This window comes from Streptomyces sp. DT2A-34, from assembly GCF_030499515.1.
Lineage (GTDB): Bacteria > Actinomycetota > Actinomycetes > Streptomycetales > Streptomycetaceae > Streptomyces.
Genome location: NZ_JASTWJ010000001.1, coordinates 8,458,535 through 8,478,882 on the forward strand (window position 1 = coordinate 8,458,535; position 20,348 = coordinate 8,478,882).

A 20,348-nucleotide genomic window follows, 5' to 3' on the forward strand; every position below is an offset into this window, starting at 1 on the left:
CAGATGAGCAAGATCCTGATCCGTGGTGCGAAGGTGCTCGGCGGCGAGCCGCAGGACGTGCTGATCGACGGGGCCGTCATCGAGGCGGTCGGTACGGGGCTCTCGGACGAGGGCGCCCAGGTCGTCGAGGCGGCCGGCAAGGTGCTGCTGCCGGGGCTGGTCGACCTGCACACCCACCTGCGTGAGCCGGGCCGCGAGGACTCCGAGACGGTCCTCACCGGCACGCGCGCGGCGGCCTCCGGTGGTTACACGGCCGTGTTCGCCATGGCCAACACCTTCCCGGTCGCCGACACCGCCGGTGTGGTCGAGCAGGTCTACCGGCTCGGCCAGGAGCACGGTTACTGCGATGTGCAGCCCATCGGCGCCGTGACCGTCGGCCTGGAGGGCAGGAAGCTCGCCGAACTGGGGGCCATGCACGAGTCGGCTGCCGGGGTCACCGTCTTCTCCGACGACGGCAAGTGCGTCCACGACGCCGTGATCATGCGGCGGGCGCTGGAGTACGTGAAGGCCTTCGGCGGTGTCGTGGCCCAGCACGCGCAGGAGCCGCGGCTGACCGAGGGCGCCGAGATGAACGAGGGTGTCGTCTCCGCCGAGCTGGGGCTGGGCGGCTGGCCGGCGGTGGCCGAAGAATCGATCATCGCCCGGGATGTCCTGCTCGCCGAGCACGTCGGCTCCCGCGTCCACATCTGCCACCTGTCGACCGCCGGGTCCGTCGAGATCGTCCGCTGGGCCAAGTCCCGCGGCATCGACGTCACCGCCGAGGTCACTCCGCACCACCTGCTCCTGACGGACGAGCTGGTGCGGACGTACAACCCGGTCTACAAGGTGAACCCGCCGCTGCGCACCGAGCGTGACGTGCTGGCGCTGCGCGAGGCGCTCGCCGATGGCACGATCGACATCGTCGCCACCGACCACGCCCCGCACCCGCACGAGGACAAGGACTGCGAGTGGGCCGCGGCCGCCATGGGCATGGTCGGCCTGGAGACCGCGTTGTCAGTGGTGCAGGAGACCATGGTGGACACCGGGCTCCTCACCTGGGCCGGGGTCGCCGAGCGCATGTCCTTCAAGCCCGCGCAGATCGGGCAGGCGAAGGGGCACGGCCGTCCCGTCTCGGCTGGTGAGCCCGCCAACCTCACGCTCGTCGACACGGAATACCGTGGGTCCGTGGACCCCGCGGGCTTCGCCTCGCGCAGCCGCAACACTCCGTACGAGGGGCGTGAGCTGCCGGGCCGTGTGACGCACACGTGGCTCCGGGGCAAGGCCACGCTCGTCGACGGGAAGCTCACGTGACACCTGCAACACTGCTCGCAGCCGGAACCGGGCTCGCGGCCGAACAGAAGTCGGCCGAAGTGACCGACTGGGCCGCCCGCGTCGGCTGGGTCGTCGGACTCGTCCTCTTCGTCGCGCTCGTCTACTGGCTGATGCGCGAGGGCTGGAAGTGGCGCGGCACGCTCCAGGGCGACCTGCCGGAGCTGCCCAGCGCGCCGGACGACCCCGGCCCGGCCAGACTGAGCATGAGCGGCCGCTACCACGGCTCGACCACCGCCGGTCAGTGGCTGGACCGCATCGTGGCGCACGGCCTGGGCACCCGCAGCCGGGTCGAGCTCACGCTGACGGACGCGGGACTGGACGTCGTACGCCCCGGGGCGGCCGACTTCTTCGTCCCGGCCGCACAGCTGCGTGAGGCCCGGCTCGACAAGGGCATCGCCGGCAAGGTCCTGACCGAGGGAGGTCTGCTGGTCGTGACGTGGGCGCACGGCGATCGGCTGATCGACTCCGGGTTCCGTTCGGACCACGCGGCCGAGCACAACGAGTGGGTCGACCTCATTAACTCCATGATCAACACCAACAGCACGGAAGGCGCCGAACGATGACGACCTCCATCCAGGGGACCGCCTCGCAGAGGCACAAGGCGGCTCCCGCCGTACTCGTCCTGGAGGACGGCCGCACCTTCCGCGGCCGCGCCTACGGGGCCGTGGGGGTGACCTTCGGCGAGGCCGTGTTCTCCACCGGCATGACCGGCTACCAGGAGACCCTCACCGACCCGTCGTACCACCGCCAGGTCGTCGTGATGACCGCCCCGCACGTCGGCAACACCGGCGTGAACGACGAGGACCCGGAGAGCAAGCAGATCTGGGTCGCCGGGTACGTCGTGCGCGACCCCGCGCGCGTGCCGTCCAACTGGCGCTCCCGGCGCTCGCTGGACGACGAGCTGCGCGCACAGGGCGTCGTCGGCATCTCCGGCATCGACACGCGCGCGTTGACGCGCCACCTGCGTGAGCGCGGCGCCATGCGCGTCGGCATCTTCTCCGGCAACGCGCTGCCCGACGAGGGCACCATGCTCGCCGAGGTGCGCCAGGCCCCCGAGATGAAGGGCGCCGACCTCTCCGCCGAGGTCGCCACGAAGGAGGCGTACGTCGTCCCGGCGATCGGCGAGAAGAAGTTCACCGTCGCCGCCGTCGACCTGGGAATCAAGGGCATGACCCCGCACCGGATGGCCGAGCGCGGCATCGAGGTGCACGTCCTGCCCGCCACGGCGAGCGTCGAGGACGTCTACGCCGTGAACCCGGACGGCGTGTTCTTCTCCAACGGCCCCGGCGACCCGGCCACCGCCGACCACCCGGTCTCCGTCATGCAGGCGGTCCTGGAGCGCGGCACCCCGCTCTTCGGCATCTGCTTCGGCAACCAGATCCTGGGGCGGGCGCTGGGCTTCGGCACGTACAAGCTCAAGTACGGCCACCGGGGCATCAACCAGCCCGTGCAGGACCGCACGACCGGCAAGGTCGAGGTCACCGCGCACAATCACGGCTTCGCCGTCGACGCCCCGACCGACAAGGTGTCCGACACCCCCTTCGGCCGCGCCGAGGTCTCCCACGTCTGCCTCAACGACAACGTGGTGGAGGGGCTCCAGCTCCTCGACCGGCCGGCCTTCAGCGTCCAGTACCACCCCGAAGCGGCAGCGGGCCCGCACGACGCCGCCTACCTGTTCGACCGCTTCGTATCCCTGATGGAGGGCCAGCGTGCCTAAGCGCACCGATATCCAGTCCGTCCTGGTCATCGGCTCCGGCCCGATCGTCATCGGCCAGGCCGCCGAGTTCGACTACTCCGGCACCCAGGCGTGCCGCATCCTGCGCGCCGAGGGCCTGCGGGTCATCCTCGTCAACTCCAACCCGGCGACGATCATGACCGACCCGGAGATCGCCGACGCCACCTACGTCGAGCCGATCACCCCGGAGTTCGTCGAGAAGATCATCGCCAAGGAGCGCCCGGACGCGCTCCTGCCGACCCTCGGTGGTCAGACGGCCCTCAACACGGCCATCTCGCTGCACGAGGCAGGCACCCTCGAGAAGTACGGCGTCGAGCTGATCGGCGCCAACGTCGAGGCCATCAACAAGGGCGAGGACCGCGACCTCTTCAAGGACGTGGTCGAGGCCGTCCGCGCGAAGATCGGGCACGGCGAGTCCGCCCGCTCGGTCATCTGCCACTCCATGGACGACGTCCTGGCGGGCGTCGAGACGCTCGGCGGTTACCCGGTCGTCGTCCGCCCCTCCTTCACCATGGGCGGCGCCGGCTCCGGCTTCGCGCACGACGAGGAGGAGCTGCGCCGCATCGCAGGGCAGGGCCTCACGCTCTCGCCGACCACCGAGGTGCTCCTGGAGGAGTCCATCCTCGGCTGGAAGGAGTACGAGCTGGAGCTGATGCGCGACAAGCACGACAACGTCGTGGTCGTCTGCTCCATCGAGAACTTCGACCCCATGGGCGTGCACACCGGTGACTCGATCACCGTCGCGCCCGCGATGACGCTCACCGACCGCGAGTACCAGCTCCTGCGCGACATCGGCATCGCCGTGATCCGCGAGGTCGGCGTCGACACCGGTGGCTGCAACATCCAGTTCGCGGTGAACCCCGAGGACGGTCGCGTGATCGTCATCGAGATGAACCCGCGCGTGTCGCGCTCCTCGGCCCTCGCCTCCAAGGCGACCGGCTTCCCGATCGCCAAGATCGCCGCCAAGCTGGCGGTCGGCTACACCCTCGACGAGATCCCGAACGACATCACGCAGGAGACCCCGGCCTCCTTCGAGCCGACCCTCGACTACGTGGTCGTGAAGGCCCCGCGCTTCGCCTTCGAGAAGTTCCCGCAGGCCGACTCCACGCTGACCACCACCATGAAGTCGGTCGGCGAGGCCATGGCCATCGGCCGCAACTTCACCGAGGCCTTCCAGAAGGCGCTGCGCTCGCTGGAGAAGAAGGGCAGCCAGTTCACGTTCGTCGGCGAGCCCGGCGACAAGGAAGAGCTGCTGCGTGAGGCCGTACGGCCCACTGACGGTCGTATCAACGCCGTCATGCAGGCCATCCGCGCGGGCGCCACGCCCGAGGAGGTCTTCGAGTACACGAAGATCGACCCCTGGTTCGTCGACCAGCTCTTCCTCATCAAGGAGATCGCCGACGAGCTCGCGGAGGCGCCCGAGCTGACGCCCGACCTGCTGGCCGAGGCCAAGCGGCACGGTTTCTCCGACCAGCAGATCGGCGAGATCCGCGGGCTGCGCGAGGACGTCGTGCGCGAGGTGCGGCACGCCCTGGGCATCCGCCCGGTCTACAAGACGGTCGACACCTGCGCCGCCGAGTTCGCCGCGAAGACGCCGTACTTCTACTCGTCGTACGACGAGGAGACGGAGGTCGCTCCCCGTGAGAAGCCGGCCGTCATCATCCTGGGCTCCGGCCCCAACCGCATCGGCCAGGGCATCGAGTTCGACTACTCCTGCGTCCACGCCTCCTTCGCGCTGAGCGACGCCGGGTACGAGACTGTGATGGTCAACTGCAACCCGGAGACCGTCTCCACGGACTACGACACCTCCGACCGCCTGTACTTCGAGCCGCTGACGCTGGAAGACGTGCTGGAGATCGTCCACGCGGAGCAGCAGGCCGGCCCCGTCGCGGGTGTCGTCGTGCAGCTCGGCGGCCAGACCCCGCTGGGCCTCTCGCAGGCGCTGAAGGACAACGGCGTGCCGATCGTCGGTACGTCCCCGGAGGCCATCCACGCCGCCGAGGACCGGGGCGCGTTCGGGCGGGTGCTCGCCGAGGCAGGCCTCCCGGCCCCCAAGCACGGCACCGCCACCACCTTCGCCGGCGCCAAGGCCATCGCGGACGAGATCGGCTACCCGGTCCTCGTACGGCCGTCGTACGTCCTCGGTGGGCGCGGCATGGAGATCGTGTACGACGAGACCCGGCTGGAGTCCTACATCGCCGAGTCGACCGAGATCAGCCCCTCGCGGCCGGTCCTCGTCGACCGGTTCCTGGACGACGCGATCGAGATCGACGTCGACGCGCTCTACGACGGCGAGGAGCTCTACCTCGGCGGCGTCATGGAGCACATCGAGGAGGCCGGCATCCACTCCGGCGACTCGGCGTGCGCGCTGCCGCCGATCACGCTGGGCGGCTTCGACATCAAGCGCCTGCGCGCCTCGACCGAGGCCATCGCCAAGGGCGTCGGCGTCCGCGGCCTGATCAACATCCAGTTTGCGATGGCCGGGGACATCCTCTACGTCCTGGAGGCCAACCCGCGCGCGTCCCGCACGGTCCCCTTCACCTCGAAGGCGACCGCGGTGCCGCTGGCGAAGGCCGCCGCCCGGATCTCGTTGGGCGCGACCATCGCCCAGCTGCGGGCGGAGGGGATCCTCCCGGCGAACGGCGACGGCGGCGAACTGCCGCTCGACGCGCCGATCTCCGTCAAGGAGGCCGTCATGCCGTGGTCGCGCTTCCGCGACATCCACGGCCGTGGCGTCGACACCGTCCTCGGCCCGGAGATGCGCTCCACCGGCGAGGTCATGGGCATCGACTCCGTCTTCGGCACGGCGTACGCCAAGTCGCAGGCGGGCGCCTACGGTCCGCTGCCGACCAAGGGCCGCGCCTTCATCTCGGTCGCCAACCGCGACAAGCGCTCGATGATCTTCCCGGCGCGTGAACTCGTCGCCCACGGCTTCGAGTTGCTCGCCACGTCCGGCACGGCCGAGGTCCTCAAGCGCAACGGCATCAACGCCACCGTCGTGCGCAAGCAGTCCGAGGGCACCGGCCCGAACGGCGAGAAGACCATCGTCCAGCTCATCCACGACGGCGAGGTCGACCTCATCGTCAACACCCCGTACGGCACCGGCGGCCGCCTCGACGGCTACGACATCCGTACGGCGGCCGTGGCCCGGTCGGTGCCCTGCCTGACGACGGTTCAGGCACTCGCCGCCGCCGTCCAGGGCATCGACGCCCTCAACCACGGGGACGTGGGCGTCCGTTCGCTCCAGGAACACGCGGAACACCTGACCGCGGCCCGCGACTAGCAGCCGACGAGGGGGACACCGGAAACGGTGTCCCCCTCTTCATGAGGCGCACCGAGGCTTCAAGAGGACACCGACATGTACAAGCTTTTCTTCCGTCTGGTTTTCAAACGGATGGACCCGGAGCAGGCCCACTACCTGGCGTTCCGTTGGATCCGACTCGCCGTCAGGATCCCCGTGCTGCGCACCTTCGTCGCTGCCGCTCTCGCCCCCCGCTACAAGGAGCTCCGCACCGAGGCCTTCGGCCTGCGCATGCACGGTCCCTTCGGACTTGCCGCAGGCTTCGACAAGAACGCGATCGCCATCGACGGCATGTCGATGCTGGGCTTCGACCATGTCGAGATCGGCACAGTGACGGGGGAGGCCCAGCCGGGCAACCCCAAGAAGCGGCTGTTCCGGCTGGTTCAGGACCGGGCGCTGATCAACCGCATGGGCTTCAACAACGAGGGCTCGCTGGCCGTCGCCGCGCGCCTGGCGTCCCGTACGCCCGTCTTCAAGACCGTCGTGGGCGTCAACATCGGCAAGACCAAGGTCGTCCCGGAGACGGAGGCCGTCGGGGACTACGTGAAGTCGACGGAGCGGCTGGCACCGTACGCCGACTACCTTGTGGTCAATGTCTCCTCGCCGAACACGCCCGGCCTGCGCAACCTGCAGGCCACCAAGGCGCTGCGCCCGCTGCTGACCGCCGTGCGCGAGGCCGCCGACCGGACGGTCGCGAACCGCCGCGTTCCGCTCCTGGTGAAGATCGCGCCCGACCTCGCCGACGAGGACGTCGACGCGGTCGCCGACCTGGCCGTCGAGCTGGGTCTGGACGGGATCATCGCCACGAACACCACCATCGCGCGCGAGGGGCTCGGTTTGAAATCCGAATCCTCTCTGGTGAAGGAGACCGGCGGACTCTCCGGCGCGCCCCTGAAGGCACGCTCCCTGGAGGTGCTGCGGCGCCTGTACGCGCGCGTGGGCGACCGGATCACCCTCGTGGGCGTCGGAGGCATCGAGAACGCCGAGGACGCCTGGCAGCGGATCCTGGCGGGCGCCACGCTGGTCCAGGGATACAGCGCCTTCATCTACGAGGGGCCCTTCTGGGGCCGTGCCATCCACAAGGGGCTGGCCGCGCGCCTGCGTACCAGCCCGTACGCCACCCTCGCCGACGCGGTCGGCGCCGACGTCAGGAAGGCCGAGGAAGCCGCATGACTGCCCACCCGTCGCCCGACCACCACCCCTCAACGAGGCCCTCCGGGCCGCAGGGTCTTTCTGGAGAACCCTTTGGTGCCCGCCTCCGCCGCGCGATGGACGAGCGCGGCCCGCTGTGCGTCGGCATCGACCCGCACGCGTCCCTGCTCGCCGAGTGGGGCCTGGACGACGACGTGGCCGGCCTGGAGCGGTTCAGCCGCACCGTCGTCGAGGCGATGGCCGACCGGGTCGCCGTGCTCAAGCCGCAGAGCGCGTTCTTCGAGCGGTTCGGGTCGCGTGGCATCTCCGTACTGGAGAAGTCGGTGGAGGAGGCGCGTGCGGCCGGTGCGCTGGTCGTGATGGACGCCAAGCGCGGCGACATCGGCTCGACCATGGCCGCGTACGCCGAGTCCTTCCTCCGGAAGGACTCCCCGCTGTTCTCGGACGCGCTGACGGTCTCGCCGTATCTCGGCTACGGGTCGCTGTCGCCGGCGATCGCGCTGGCGCGCGAGAGCGGCACCGGCCTGTTCGTGCTCGCGCTGACCTCGAACCCGGAGGGCGGCGAGGTCCAGCACGCGATCCGCGGGGACGGCCGTAACGTCGGCGCGACGATGCTCGGGCACCTGGCTGTCGAGAACTCGGGGGAGGACCCCCTGGGTTCCTTCGGGGCCGTCGTCGGAGCCACGCTCGGCGACCTGTCGACGTACGACCTCGACATCAACGGCCCGCTCCTCGCGCCCGGCATCGGGGCACAGGGAGCCACCCCTGCCGATCTTCCCCGGGTGTTCGGTGCGGCGGTGCGCAATGTCGTCCCGAACGTCAGCCGGGGCGTGCTGCGGCACGGGCCCGACGTCGTCGCGCTGCGTGACGCGGCGTCACGCTTCGCTGACGAGATCCGGGCGGCTGTGGCGGTCGACTGACTGCCGTCAGGATCGTTCGAGCCCCTTGCCGAGTCCTCCGATGAGTGGTTCGGGGGCGGCTTGAGTCTGAATACATCCTCAAATCCGGGGCATTATGTCCTAAATGTCCGGCCTGGCGGAGGCTGACCAGGACTTTTCCTCTGTTCTCGCTGACTCTGGCGGACTTGGCCGCTAGTCTCCGACGAGAGTGAACGGGCAAGCGTGTTGCTCGTAGCTCCCCAGGTGTGGGGCGACTAGGTTCCTCACCGGTCCGTATCCGACAGTCAACATCCGAGGTGACGTAGGCGTGGCTCTTCCGCCCCTTACCCCTGAACAGCGCGCAGCCGCGCTCGAAAAGGCCGCCGCGGCTCGCCGGGAGCGGGCCGAGGTCAAGAATCGACTCAAGCACTCCGGCGCCTCCCTTCACGAGGTCATCAAGCAGGGCCAGGAGAACGACGTCATCGGCAAGATGAAGGTCTCCGCCCTGCTCGAGTCCCTGCCGGGCGTGGGCAAGGTCCGCGCCAAGCAGATCATGGAGCGACTCGGCATCTCCGAGAGCCGCCGCGTGCGTGGCCTCGGTTCGAACCAGATCGCTTCCCTGGAGCGTGAGTTCGGCAGCACCGGCTCCTGAGTCCGGGTACTCCCGGACCGGGAGTCCCGGGCACTCCGGGATTGCTGGAATAATCGCTGCATGAGTGAACGTCCGCGACTGACCGTGCTCTCCGGCCCCTCCGGGGTCGGCAAGAGCACGGTCGTCGCCCATATGCGCAAGGAACACCCCGAGGTCTGGCTCTCGGTGTCGGCGACGACCCGCAAGCCCCGCCCCGGCGAGCGGCACGGAGTCCACTACTTCTTCGTCACCGACGAGGAGATGGACAAGCTGATCGCCAACGGTGAGCTGCTGGAGTGGGCCGAGTTCGCAGGCAACCGCTACGGCACGCCGCGTGCGGCCGTGCTGGAGCGGCTGGAGGCGGGTGAGCCCGTCCTGCTGGAGATCGACCTCCAGGGCGCCCGGCAGGTCCGCGAGTCCATGGCGGAGGCCCAGCTGGTGTTCCTGGCTCCTCCCTCCTGGGAGGAGCTCGTGCGCAGACTCACCGGACGGGGCACCGAGCCGCCCGAGGTGATCGAGCGCCGTCTGGACGCGGCGAAGGTCGAGCTGGCGGCCGAGCCGGAGTTCGACGTGACCTTGGTCAACACCTCCGTCGAGGACGTGGCGCGCGAGCTGCTAGCCTTGATGGACGTTGTGTGATCGTGATTGATCGTTGAAGCTTGGCCGTTTCGCTCAGGCTTGATCATTCACACTGAATCTTTCCCATCCATCGGAAGGTAGAGCGTGTCCTCTTCCATCTCCGCGCCCGAGGGCATCATCAACCCGCCGATCGACGAGCTCCTCGAGGCCACCGACTCGAAGTACAGCCTCGTGATCTATGCGGCCAAGCGGGCCCGCCAGATCAACGCGTACTACTCGCAGCTCGGCGAGGGCCTCCTCGAGTACGTCGGTCCGCTCGTCGACACCCACGTCCACGAGAAGCCGCTCTCGATCGCCCTGCGCGAGATCAACGCGGGTCTTCTGACGTCCGAGGCCGTCGAGGGCCCGGCGCAGTGAGCCTGGCGAAGTAAGTAGTATTTTCAGCTTTGAGCTGGCTTTTCCACAGGCCCGGCAGCGTGCTGTCGGGCCTGTGGTCTGCTCGGGGGCGCGGGGGGCGTCCCCCGCTGTGATGCAGCATGGAGTCGTCGGTTCAATGAGTGGAGGCCCGGTGGACAAGCCCAAGGTCGTTCTGGGGGTCAGCGGCGGCATCGCCGCGTACAAGGCCTGTGAGCTGCTGCGCAGACTCACGGAGTCAGGGCATGACGTCCGGGTCGTGCCCACCGCCTCCGCGCTGCACTTCGTCGGCGCCGCCACCTGGTCCGCCCTGTCCGGCCATCCCGTCTCGACGGAGGTCTGGGACGATGTCCACGAGGTCCCGCACGTCCGCATCGGCCAGCAGGCCGACCTGGTGGTCGTCGCCCCGGCCACGGCCGACACGCTCGCCAAGGCCGCGCACGGCCTCGCCGACGACCTGCTGACCAACACCCTGCTCACCGCCCGCTGCCCGGTCGTCTTCGCGCCCGCCATGCACACCGAGATGTGGGAGCACCCGGCCACCCAGGAGAACGTGGCGACGCTGCGCCGCCGCGGCGCGGTCGTCATCGAGCCCGCCGTCGGCCGCCTCACCGGCGTCGACACGGGCAAGGGCCGACTGCCCGAGCCCGCGGAGATCTTCGAGGTCTGTCGCCGGGTCCTGGCCCGGGGCGTCACCGAGCCGGACCTCAAGGGCCGGCACGTCGTCGTGAGCGCCGGCGGCACCCGGGAGCCCCTCGACCCGGTCCGCTTCCTGGGCAACCGCTCCTCCGGCAAGCAGGGCTACGCCCTCGCCCGCACCGCCGCCGCCCGGGGCGCCCGGGTCACGCTGCTCGCGGCGAACACCGGATTGCCCGACCCGGCGGGCGTGGACGTGGTGCAGGTCGGCACGGCCGTACTGCTGCGGGAAGCGGTCCTCAAGGCGGCCGCGGACGCCGACGCGGTGGTGATGGCGGCCGCGGTCGCGGACTTCCGCCCGGCCGCGTACGCCGCCGGAAAGATCAAGAAGAAGGACGGCCAGGACCCGGACCCCATCGTCCTGGTGCGGAATCCGGACATCCTCGCGGAGATCTCGGCCGACCGCGCCCGCCCCGGCCAGGTGATCGTCGGCTTCGCCGCCGAGACGGACGACGTCATGGCCAACGGCCGCAAAAAGCTGGCACGCAAAGGCTGCGACCTGCTGGTGGTGAACGAGGTGGGCGAGCGCAAGACCTTCGGTTCGGAGGAGAACGAGGCGGTCGTCCTGGGCGCCGACGGCAGCGAGACACCCGTACCGCACGGGCCCAAGGAGGCCCTGGCCGAAATCGTGTGGGACCTGGTGACGCGGCGACTGGTGTGAATGTTTGATGCGCTGCGGCTCTCTCCCGAGCCTCGCTCGATTCGGGTGTGGCGCCCCTGGCCAAGGGCGTGCGGCATTGGGCAGAATGCCCGTGCCGCAGGTCACAGCGCTCCCGAGAGGCGAGACAGGGGGCCCGCGGCCGAACGCGACAGATAAACTGTCCTCGGACGACGCCGGGCGCAGCCCCCGTCCCGTCCGCCAATGATCAGCCAGCAGCCGCTGCAACCACAGGGAGCGTTGTGTCCCGTCGCCTGTTCACCTCGGAGTCCGTGACCGAGGGTCACCCCGACAAGATCGCTGACCAGATCAGCGACACCATTCTCGACGCGCTTCTGCGCGAGGACCCGACCTCTCGGGTCGCCGTCGAGACCCTGATCACGACCGGCCTGGTGCACGTGGCCGGAGAGGTTACGACCAAGACGTACGCGGACATCGCGACGCTGGTCCGCAACAAGATCCTCGAGATCGGCTACGACTCCTCGAAGAAGGGCTTCGACGGCGCCTCCTGCGGCGTCTCCGTCTCGATCGGCGCGCAGTCGCCGGACATCGCGCAGGGCGTGGACACGGCGTACGAGACCCGGGTCGAGGGCGACGAAGACGAGCTGGACCGCCAGGGCGCCGGTGACCAGGGCCTGATGTTCGGCTACGCGACGGACGAGACGCCGACGCTGATGCCGCTGCCGATCTTCCTGGCGCACCGCCTGTCCAAGCGCCTGTCCGAGGTCCGCAAGAACGGCACCATCCCCTACCTGCGCCCCGACGGAAAGACGCAGGTCACCATCGAGTACGACGGCGACAAGGCGGTCCGCCTGGACACGGTCGTGGTCTCCTCGCAGCACGCGAGCGACATCGACCTGGACTCGCTCCTCGCCCCCGACATCCGGGAGTTCGTGGTCGAGCCGGAGCTCAAGGCCCTCCTCGACGACGGCATCAAGCTCGACACCGAGAACTACCGCCTCCTGGTCAACCCCACCGGCCGCTTCGAGATCGGCGGTCCGATGGGTGACGCGGGCCTGACCGGCCGGAAGATCATCATCGACACGTACGGCGGCATGGCCCGCCACGGCGGTGGCGCCTTCTCGGGCAAGGACCCGTCCAAGGTGGACCGCTCGGCGGCGTACGCGATGCGCTGGGTCGCCAAGAACGTCGTCGCCGCGGGCCTTGCCTCCCGCTGCGAGGTGCAGGTGGCGTACGCGATCGGCAAGGCCGAGCCGGTCGGTTTGTTCGTCGAGACCTTCGGCACGGCCAAGATCGACGCCGAGAAGATCGAGAAGGCCATCGACGAGGTCTTCGACCTACGCCCGGCCGCGATCATCCGTGACCTGGACCTGCTCCGCCCGATCTACGCCCAGACGGCCGCCTACGGCCACTTCGGCCGTGAGCTGCCGGAGTTCACGTGGGAGCGGACGGATCGGGTGGAGGCGTTGCGGAAGGCTGTGGGGCTGTAAGGCCTGACCTCAGGCTTGTGCGAGGCCCGGTTCCCCTGTGCGGGGTGCCGGGCCTCGGCGTTTCACCCGGGTGGTCCGGCCAGGGAGGGCCTCAGGGCCGTCCCTTTCTTCGGGCTCGATTCGTCTGCTTCGGCACGGTCCAAGTGCCGCTTGATCTCACCGGCATGCACGGACGCGAGACGACGTAGGAGCCGAACGTCGCCGTCACCATCGCCACGGCGAGGAGACGCGTGCCGTCACCGCTGGTCTGCGGGGGTGTGGAGCTGAATGCCATTGCCCATGCGTAGCGGTTCCTGTGCCTTGTTCGGTTCAGTGCGAGTGGAGGGCTTGGTGTGCATCCCCTCGCCCAGCGTGGCGAGGGCCGGAATTCGGCGTACGAGACGATCTCCGAGCCTCGCCAGGTCCCACTCGAAACTGTGGAGTTCCAAACGCGCGTCCTGACACTCGGCGAGTTCGGCGATGGACCTGGGCAGTCGCCGAGCATCGAGCTGCTTCACCCTGTGACCGATGAACAGCGGCACGACGAGCGCCCGGGAGGTGAGAGCCTCTTCGATCTCCCGCCGCACCCAGTCCTGAGGGTTGTCGAGCGCGCGGCTGCCGGGCCGGGACGGGTCGGGCGCGTCGAGCCATCCTTCGTCGATGAGTGCGAGCAGAACCTGGCTGCTACGGGCGGCCTGGATGAGGACATCGACATAGTTCTGGCTTGGACCGATCGACTTCCGGGCCAGGAAGACGCTGTCCTGCCCGAACCTGGCAGACAGCAGTCGATCACACATGTAGGCGACTTCTTTGCCGCCCCTGGATCGGTAGTTGATGAAGATCTCGTGCACGAATACATCCCTTCTCGGGGAGCGGGAGAGTCGGCCGGGTCGGCAGAGACAGGTGGGGGCGGACGCGCTGATGGACGGCAGAACGTCAGCCGCGGTCTGGCAGACCCGGTCGACGTCAGGTACCTGACAGACCGGTGTCCGAGCCGGCGGGGGCTGGCTGCACCGCGTGCGTGAGCTGTTCAGGTTCTGGTGATGGGTCTGAGCGGTCACGGGAGGCATGCACGCATGCAGTGCCGGACCTGATCAGGGCCCAAACTGGTCGAACCAGAACCGACCTTGCGGAGCTGTGTCAGCCACACGCGTCGCTCGCGGCCGTCGCACAGGCGAGTTGCTGCAGGGAGAGCCGCGTCTCCACGCGCCGCTTGCACAGTTAGCCTGAACGTGCGCCACCCCATCGGCGACCTCCATCACTCCCCGGGCGGCAGCCGGGTGAGTGCCGCTGATCAGTGCGTGCGGCAGGTGGCCGGGCCGACGAACGTGAAACGGGCGTTTCCCGTTTTCTCATTGGGAGGGAAGCTGACGAGGAGTCCGCTGTCGAGAAGGCGGTTTCGGCCAGGGCGTAGGGCTATGAGTCCTTCGCCGGGCCGGGGTAGTCAATGGCGGTCCGATAGAGATCCTCGTGCGGTGGTGATCGCCCGGTGCGTTGGCCGGGGTTGCTTGGGCGCAGAGCGCCTTGTGCGTGCGGTGGATCTGGAATCGGTACGGCTGCCGCGTTGATCTCGGGAGGAAGAATGGCGCCGAGGCATCCGGCGCGTAGGGACGGGTGCTTCGGGGCGGGAGCCCCGCGGGGGCGAATTCCGTAGTCGGCCGCAGAGCCTGTGACGTGGTCGAGCGGTCCAAGGCAGAGTGCGCTCCGTCGCTCTGCGGGAACTCGGGCGCGGTCGGATGTCAGTGGCGTTTGGTAAGAATGCAAGCGTGAGCAGCGAGAACGGGCAGACGGGTGGTGGGGCCGAGGGGGCGCCGCCCGAGCAGCTTGCGCTCATTCGGGAGAGTGTGCGGAAGGCCAAGGTGCCCAAGGCCAAGCCGCGGACGTGGCGGGGGGCCGCGCTGGCCAAGGAACTGCCCGTGGCGCGGGTGCTGGTCGACAAGGGTGTGCTGCATCTTGATCGGTACTTCGACTATGCCGTGCCGGAGGAGCTGGATGCCGACGCGCAGCCCGGGGTGCGGGTGCGGGTGCGGTTCGGGGCCGGGCGGCATCGGGTGCGGGATGGGCGGCGTGAGGGCGGGGGGCTCATTGACGGGTTCCTGGTCGAGCGGCTTGCCGAGTCCGACTACTCCGGGCCCCTTGCGGCGCTCGCGCAGGTCGTTTCGCCCGAGCGGGTGTTGAGCGAGGAGTTGCTGGGGCTCGCGCGGGCGGTCGCCGACCGGTATGCCGGGGGGCTCGCCGATGTGTTGCAGCTGGCCGTGCCGCCGCGCAGTGCGCGGGCCGAGCAGCGGCCTTCGCCGCAGGCGCTTCCGGCTCCCGGCAGGCCCGAGGCGGGGTCCTGGGGGCGGTATGAGCGGGGGGCCGTCTTCTTGGAGGCGCTGGCCTCCGGGGGCGCGCCGCGGGCCGTGTGGAATGCGCTGCCCGGGCCCGAGTGGAGTGAGGAGCTGGCCCGGGCCGTCGTCGCGACGCTGGCCTCCGGGCGTGGGGCGCTGGTCGTCCTGCCGGACGGGCGGGCCGTCGCGCGGGTCGATGCCGCCCTGACGGCGCTGATGGGGGCGGGGCGGCATGCGGTGCTGACCGCCGATGCCGGGCCCGAGAAGCGGTATCGGGAGTGGCTCGCGGTGCGGCGGGGGGCCGTGCGGGCAGTCGTGGGGACCCGGGCCGCCATGTTCGCTCCGGTGCGGGATCTCGGGCTGGTCGCGCTGTGGGACGACGGTGACGACAGCCACAGTGAGCAGCATGCCCCGCAGCCTCATGCGCGCGAAGTGCTGTTGCTTCGGGCCGCGCAGGACAAGTGTGGTTTTCTGCTGGGGAGTTGGAGCTGCACCGTCGAGGCCGCCCAGCTGGTGGAGAGCGGCTGGGCCCGGCCGCTCGTCGCCGGGCGGGAGCGGGTGCGGGGTGCGGCTCCGCTCGTACGGACCGTGGGGGACGCGGATCTTGCGCGGGACGAGGCGGCCCGGGCCGCTCGGCTGCCGACTGTCGCCTGGCAGGTGGTGAGGGAGGGGCTGCGGCAGGGCCCGGTCCTGGTGCAGGTGCCCCGGCGCGGGTACGTGCCGCGGATGGCCTGCGCCGACTGCCGGGCGCCCGCTCGGTGTCGGCACTGTTCCGGGCCCCTGGAGGCGCAGGGCTCGGGGGCCGATCTGCGGTGCGGGTGGTGCGGGCGTGAGGAGGGCGGCTGGCACTGTCCGGAGTGCGGGGGGTTCCGGCTGCGGGCCCAGGTGGTGGGGGCGCGGCGGACCGCTGAGGAGTTGGGGCGGGCCTTTCCCGCGGTTCCGGTGCGGACCTCCGGGCGTGAGCATGTGCTGGACACCGTGCCGGGCACACCCTCGCTGGTCGTGAGTACACCGGGGGCCGAGCCCGTCGCCGAGGGCGGTTACGCGGCGGCGCTGCTGCTGGACGGCTGGGCCATGCTCGGGCGGCCCGATCTGCGGGCGGGGGAGGACGCGCTGCGGCGCTGGATCGGGGCTGCCTCGCTGGTACGGCCGCAGAGTGCCGGGGGGACGGTGGTCGTCGTCGCCGAGCCCACGCTGCGGCCCGTGCAGGCGCTGGTGCGGTGGGATCCCGTGGGGCACGCGGTGCGGGAGCTTGCCGAGCGGGCCGAGCTGGGGTTTCCGCCGGTGTCCCGGATGGCTTCCGTCGCCGGGCCGGGGGAGGCGGTCGCCGAGTTCCTCCATACGGTCGAAATGCCGCCGGAGGCAGAGGTGTTGGGGCCCGTGCCGCTGCCCGTCACGGCGGTGGGGCGGCCGCGGCGCGTGGGGGCACCGCCGCCCGGGGAGCACTGGGACCGGGCGTTGATCCGGGTGCCGCCCGGGAGGGGGGCCGCGTTGGCTGCCGCGTTGAAGGCCGCGCAGGCGGCGCGGATGGCGCGGGGAGGGGGAGATGCGGCCGCGGTGCGGGTTCGGATTGATCCGCCTGACATCGGGTGACGCTGCCTGACAACGGGGGACACTGCCTGGTGCCTGGTGCCTCGCGGGTGTCCTGGGGTGCGGTCCTCCTGCCCGTGAGGCCGGCTTTCCGGTGTCCCGGCATGCCGCTGCCCTCCCGGTCGCGTTCCAGGAGGGCAGAGTGAGGAGGCGTCAGCCGTTGCGTGGGCCGGGGAACGCCGTGGGTCGGGCCTCGTCGCGGAGGGCGGGGCTGCCGGCCGTCGGCTGTGTCGGCATGGAGCGGGCCGCGGGGACCGTCGGCACCGGGGGAGGGCGGTGGTGACGTTGACCGTCCGGGATCCCGAAGGTTCGGTCGCCCGCTCGTTCTCCGCCGCCGACTGGGCGGCCGCGCGACGGGCGCCGTAGCGGCGGTGGACCGCCTGCTTGGTGACGCCGAGGGCGGAACCCACCGCGTCCCAGGAGAAGCCGAGTGAGCGGTCGAAGTCCACGGCTGCCGTGACCAGGGTTTCGACGCTGTCCCGCAGCTCCTGGGCGAGACGGACCGTCGGGGCGGGGGCGCGTCCGTAGACGACGAAGCCCGTGGAGGGCCCGGAGCGGCGCGGGCGGTAGACGTTGCCCAGTTGGGCGGTGAGCGTGCGCAGTGCGTCCACCTGCCGGCGGACCCGCTCGATGTCCCGCACCAGCAAGTGCAGGCTGGCCCGAGCCTGGGCGTCGTGGGTTGCGTGGTCGGCCATGAACAAGCCTCTCGAACCGGCGTGAAAAGGAGAGGGCCGCGAATTCGGCGCATGCGGCCCGTTGTGGTCAACTCTTTCTTGACCAACGCGGGAGCGCTCCACGGGTCACGCATTGGGGGCGTGTGGGCATATGCCTACGCCCCCGAGTGGGGTGGTGCGCCTCGGCCTTCGGCCTCAGACAGGTGCCTGCCCTCGCACCACACGCTTCCAATCGGCCGAGCGGCTGGACTCTCCCGCGGAGCTCACAGGGGGCGCATTCGTTCGCGGTGCTGCCGACGTGAGCCCCTGTGCCCCGCGCCCATAGACTTGTGTGTTGCCCAACCACCCCCGCCCGAGAGGCCCGTACCCACCCATGAAGCTTGTCTTCGCCGGTACCCCCGAGGTCGCCGTTCCCGCTCTGGACGCTCTGATCGCCTCCGGGCGGCACGAGGTGGCCGCCGTCGTCACGCGGCCCGACGCGCCGGCCGGGCGCGGGCGCAGGCTGGTGGCGAGCCCGGTGGCCGAGCGGGCCGCGGATGCCGGTATCGAGGTGCTCAAGCCCGCCAAGCCGCGCGACCCCGAGTTCCTGGAGCGGCTCAGGGAGATCGCCCCCGACTGCTGTCCCGTCGTCGCCTACGGCGCCCTGCTGCCGCGCGTCGCCCTCGACATCCCGGCCCACGGCTGGGTCAACCTGCACTTCTCGCTGCTGCCCGCCTGGCGTGGGGCCGCTCCCGTGCAGCACGCCATCATGGCGGGCGACGAGATCACCGGCGCCTCCACCTTCCTCATCGAGGAAGGGCTCGACTCCGGGCCCGTCTACGGCACCGTCACTGAGGAGGTCCGGGCCACCGACACCAGCGGCGACCTGCTGACCCGCCTTGCCTTCGCGGGCGCCGGGCTGCTCGCCGCGACCATGGACGGGATCGAGGACGGCACGCTGAAGGCCGTACCGCAGCCGTCCGAGGGGATCACCCTCGCACCCAAGGTCAATGTCGAGGACGCCCACATCGACTGGACCGCTCCCTCCCTGCGCGTCGACCGTGTCGTGCGCGGGTGCACCCCTGCCCCCGGTGCCTGGACCGTCTTCCGCGGCGAGCGGCTCAAGCTCATCCAGGTGCAGCCGGTGCCCGGGCGGGACGATCTCGCCCCCGGGGCGCTGTCCGTCGGGAAGAACAATGTGTACGTCGGGACCGGGTCGTACGCCGTCGAGTTGCTGTGGGTGCAGGCTCAGGGCAAGAAGCCGATGCGGGCCGCGGACTGGGCGCGGGGCGTGCGGATCGGGGACGGGGAGAGCCTCGGCGCCTGACCGATGGGGTCTGACCGGCGGGGTCTGAGCGGCGGGGTTTGACCGGCGTGATGGCCTCGGGGCGTAACCAGCCGTACGGCGTGCAAGCGGTGCGACGTAGGCTGGTCGTACATCTCATCCAGCAATCCGGAGCACCTTTTTCGTGAGCGACACCTCCCGTCGGCCCCGCAAACCCGGCAAGCCCTACCGACGGCCCAAGAAGGACCCCGTCCGCGTCCTCGCCTTCGAGGCGCTGCGTGCCGTGGACGAGCGGGACGCGTACGCCAACCTCGTGCTGCCGCCGCTGCTGCGGAAGGCGCGGGAGAAGGGCGACTTCGACGGGCGGGACGCCGCGCTCGCCACCGAGCTCGTGTACGGGACGCTGCGGTGGCAGGGGACGTACGACGCCGTCATCTCCGCTTGCGTGGATCGGCCGCTGCGTGAGGTCGATCCGCCGGTGCTCGATGTGCTGAGCCTGGGTGTGCACCAGCTGCTGGGGACGCGGATTCCGCCGCATGCCGCCGTTTCCGCGTCTGTGGAGCTCGCGCGAGTCGTGCTGGGGGACGGGCGGGCCAAGTTCGTCAACGCCGTGCTGAGGAAAGTCACGCAGCACGATCTCGACGGGTGGATCCAGCGGGTCGCACCGCCCTACGACGAGGATCCCGAGGACCACCTCTCCGTCGTGCACTCGCACCCCCGGTGGGTCGTCTCGGCGCTGTGGGACTCGCTCGGTGGCGGGCGGGCCGGGATCGAGCGGTTGCTGCAGGCCGACAACGAGCGGCCCGAGGTGACGCTGGTCGCGCGGCCGGGGCGGGCGACGACCGCGGAACTGCTCGGCGAGGAGGCCGCCGTGCCGGGGCGTTGGTCGCCGTATGCCGTGCGGCTGGCCGAGGGTGGCGAGCCCGGGGCGATCGAGGCCGTACGGGAAGGGCGTGCGGGGGTGCAGGACGAGGGGAGTCAGCTGGTTGCGCTCGCCCTTGCCAACGCGCCACTGGAGGGGGCCGACAAGAAGTGGCTCGACGGGTGTGCCGGGCCCGGTGGCAAGGCGGCGCTGCTCGGGGCGTTGGCCGCCGAGCGGGGGGCCATGCTGCTCGCCTCCGAGAAGCAGCCGCATCGGGCGGGGCTCGTGTCCAAGGCTCTGGAGGGCAATCCGGGGCCGTATCAGGTGATCGCTGCGGATGGGACGCGGCCGCCGTGGCGGGCCGGGAGTTTTGACCGGGTGCTGATGGATGTTCCGTGCACCGGGCTGGGGGCCCTGCGGCGGCGGCCGGAGGCGCGGTGGCGGCGGCGGCCGGAGGACCTGGAGGGGTTTGCGCCTCTGCAGCGGGGTCTGTTGCAGGTCGCTCTTGATTCTGTGCGGGTGGGTGGGGTGGTCGGGTACGCCACGTGTTCGCCGCATCTTGCCGAGACGCGGGCGGTTGTCGATGACGTGTTGAAGCAGCGGGCCGATGGGGAGCTGATCGATGCTCGGGGGCTGTTCCCCGGGGTGCCGGAGTTGGGGGAGGGGCCCGATGTGCAGTTGTGGCCTCATCTGCATGGGACGGATGCGATGTATTTGGCGCTGATTCGGAAGGTGGGGGAGGCGGGCCAGGAGGGCTGAGGCGGGGTGTACGGCGCGGCGTCGGTTGTTCGTCGGCCGGTGTCGGTGCGGGCCGTGGATGTTTCCTCGCCGATGTTTCCTCGC

General features: G+C 70.4%; 15 protein-coding genes and 1 pseudogene. 14 read left to right on the forward strand and 2 right to left on the reverse strand.

Annotation, left to right across the window (positions count from 1 at the left end; translation table 11 throughout):
- The first annotated feature begins 3 nt into the window (after window positions 1-3).
- The 11 genes from QQM39_RS37830 (at window position 4) to metK (ending at window position 12,806) form a co-directional block, all read left to right on the forward strand.
- Complete coding sequence (locus QQM39_RS37830; RefSeq protein ID WP_302002143.1) at window positions 4-1,290, forward strand: dihydroorotase; 1,287 nt, start codon at window positions 4-6, stop codon at window positions 1,288-1,290.
- Window positions 1,287-1,874, forward strand: a complete 588-nt coding sequence (locus QQM39_RS37835) for a hypothetical protein (RefSeq protein ID WP_302002144.1) — start codon at window positions 1,287-1,289, stop codon at window positions 1,872-1,874. Before QQM39_RS37830 ends, QQM39_RS37835 begins: the two co-directional genes overlap by 4 nt.
- A complete protein-coding gene (carA, locus tag QQM39_RS37840) occupies window positions 1,871-3,028 on the forward strand; it encodes a glutamine-hydrolyzing carbamoyl-phosphate synthase small subunit (RefSeq protein ID WP_302002145.1) in 1,158 nt (385 codons plus the stop codon). Before QQM39_RS37835 ends, carA begins: the two co-directional genes overlap by 4 nt.
- On the forward strand, window positions 3,021-6,329 hold the full coding sequence (carB, locus tag QQM39_RS37845; RefSeq protein ID WP_302002146.1) for a carbamoyl-phosphate synthase large subunit: 3,309 nt from the start codon (window positions 3,021-3,023) through the stop codon (window positions 6,327-6,329). The genes carA and carB overlap by 8 nt, the downstream gene beginning before the upstream one ends.
- A gap of 75 nt (window positions 6,330-6,404) precedes the next feature.
- A complete protein-coding gene (locus QQM39_RS37850; protein WP_302002147.1) occupies window positions 6,405-7,520 on the forward strand; it encodes a quinone-dependent dihydroorotate dehydrogenase in 1,116 nt (371 codons plus the stop codon).
- The gene (pyrF, locus tag QQM39_RS37855; protein ID WP_302002148.1) at window positions 7,517-8,419 is read left to right on the forward strand and encodes an orotidine-5'-phosphate decarboxylase; all 903 of its coding nucleotides are present in this window, start codon (window positions 7,517-7,519) and stop codon (window positions 8,417-8,419) included. The genes QQM39_RS37850 and pyrF overlap by 4 nt, the downstream gene beginning before the upstream one ends.
- A 286-nt stretch (window positions 8,420-8,705) precedes the next feature.
- Window positions 8,706-9,029, forward strand: coding sequence for an integration host factor (locus QQM39_RS37860; protein WP_003977346.1), 324 nt, complete (start codon window positions 8,706-8,708; stop codon window positions 9,027-9,029).
- Between the two features lie 60 nt (window positions 9,030-9,089).
- The gene (gmk, locus tag QQM39_RS37865) at window positions 9,090-9,647 is read left to right on the forward strand and encodes a guanylate kinase (RefSeq protein WP_030048841.1); all 558 of its coding nucleotides are present in this window, start codon (window positions 9,090-9,092) and stop codon (window positions 9,645-9,647) included.
- Window positions 9,648-9,731: 84 nt separating this feature from the next.
- A complete protein-coding gene (gene rpoZ / locus QQM39_RS37870; RefSeq protein WP_003988945.1) occupies window positions 9,732-10,004 on the forward strand; it encodes a DNA-directed RNA polymerase subunit omega in 273 nt (90 codons plus the stop codon).
- A gap of 151 nt (window positions 10,005-10,155) precedes the next feature.
- On the forward strand, window positions 10,156-11,358 hold the full coding sequence (coaBC, locus tag QQM39_RS37875) for a bifunctional phosphopantothenoylcysteine decarboxylase/phosphopantothenate--cysteine ligase CoaBC (protein ID WP_302002149.1): 1,203 nt from the start codon (window positions 10,156-10,158) through the stop codon (window positions 11,356-11,358).
- Between the two features lie 239 nt (window positions 11,359-11,597).
- Entirely contained in the window at window positions 11,598-12,806 is a 1,209-nt protein-coding gene (gene metK, locus QQM39_RS37880; RefSeq protein WP_062714001.1) for a methionine adenosyltransferase, read from the forward strand.
- A gap of 236 nt (window positions 12,807-13,042) precedes the next feature.
- Here metK and QQM39_RS37885 read toward each other — a convergent pair whose 3' ends face one another.
- Window positions 13,043-13,636, reverse strand: coding sequence for a TIR domain-containing protein (locus tag QQM39_RS37885; protein ID WP_302002150.1), 594 nt, complete (start codon window positions 13,634-13,636; stop codon window positions 13,043-13,045).
- Between the two features lie 915 nt (window positions 13,637-14,551).
- On the opposite strand from QQM39_RS37885, the gene QQM39_RS37890 reads away from it, so the two are divergent.
- Window positions 14,552-16,708: a primosomal protein N' gene (locus tag QQM39_RS37890; RefSeq protein ID WP_302002151.1), complete on the forward strand. Its 2,157-nt coding sequence runs from the start codon at window positions 14,552-14,554 to the stop codon at window positions 16,706-16,708.
- A gap of 150 nt (window positions 16,709-16,858) precedes the next feature.
- Here QQM39_RS37890 and QQM39_RS37895 read toward each other — a convergent pair.
- Window positions 16,859-17,400: pseudogene (locus QQM39_RS37895) on the reverse strand (hypothetical protein).
- Between the two features lie 352 nt (window positions 17,401-17,752).
- Here QQM39_RS37895 and fmt point away from each other — a divergent pair.
- Together fmt and QQM39_RS37905 are read left to right on the forward strand one after the other, a co-directional pair.
- On the forward strand, window positions 17,753-18,685 hold the full coding sequence (gene fmt / locus QQM39_RS37900; protein ID WP_302002152.1) for a methionyl-tRNA formyltransferase: 933 nt from the start codon (window positions 17,753-17,755) through the stop codon (window positions 18,683-18,685).
- 142 nt (window positions 18,686-18,827) lie between these two features.
- Window positions 18,828-20,264, forward strand: a complete 1,437-nt coding sequence (locus QQM39_RS37905; protein ID WP_302002153.1) for an RsmB/NOP family class I SAM-dependent RNA methyltransferase — start codon at window positions 18,828-18,830, stop codon at window positions 20,262-20,264.
- Window positions 20,265-20,348 lie beyond the last annotated feature (84 nt).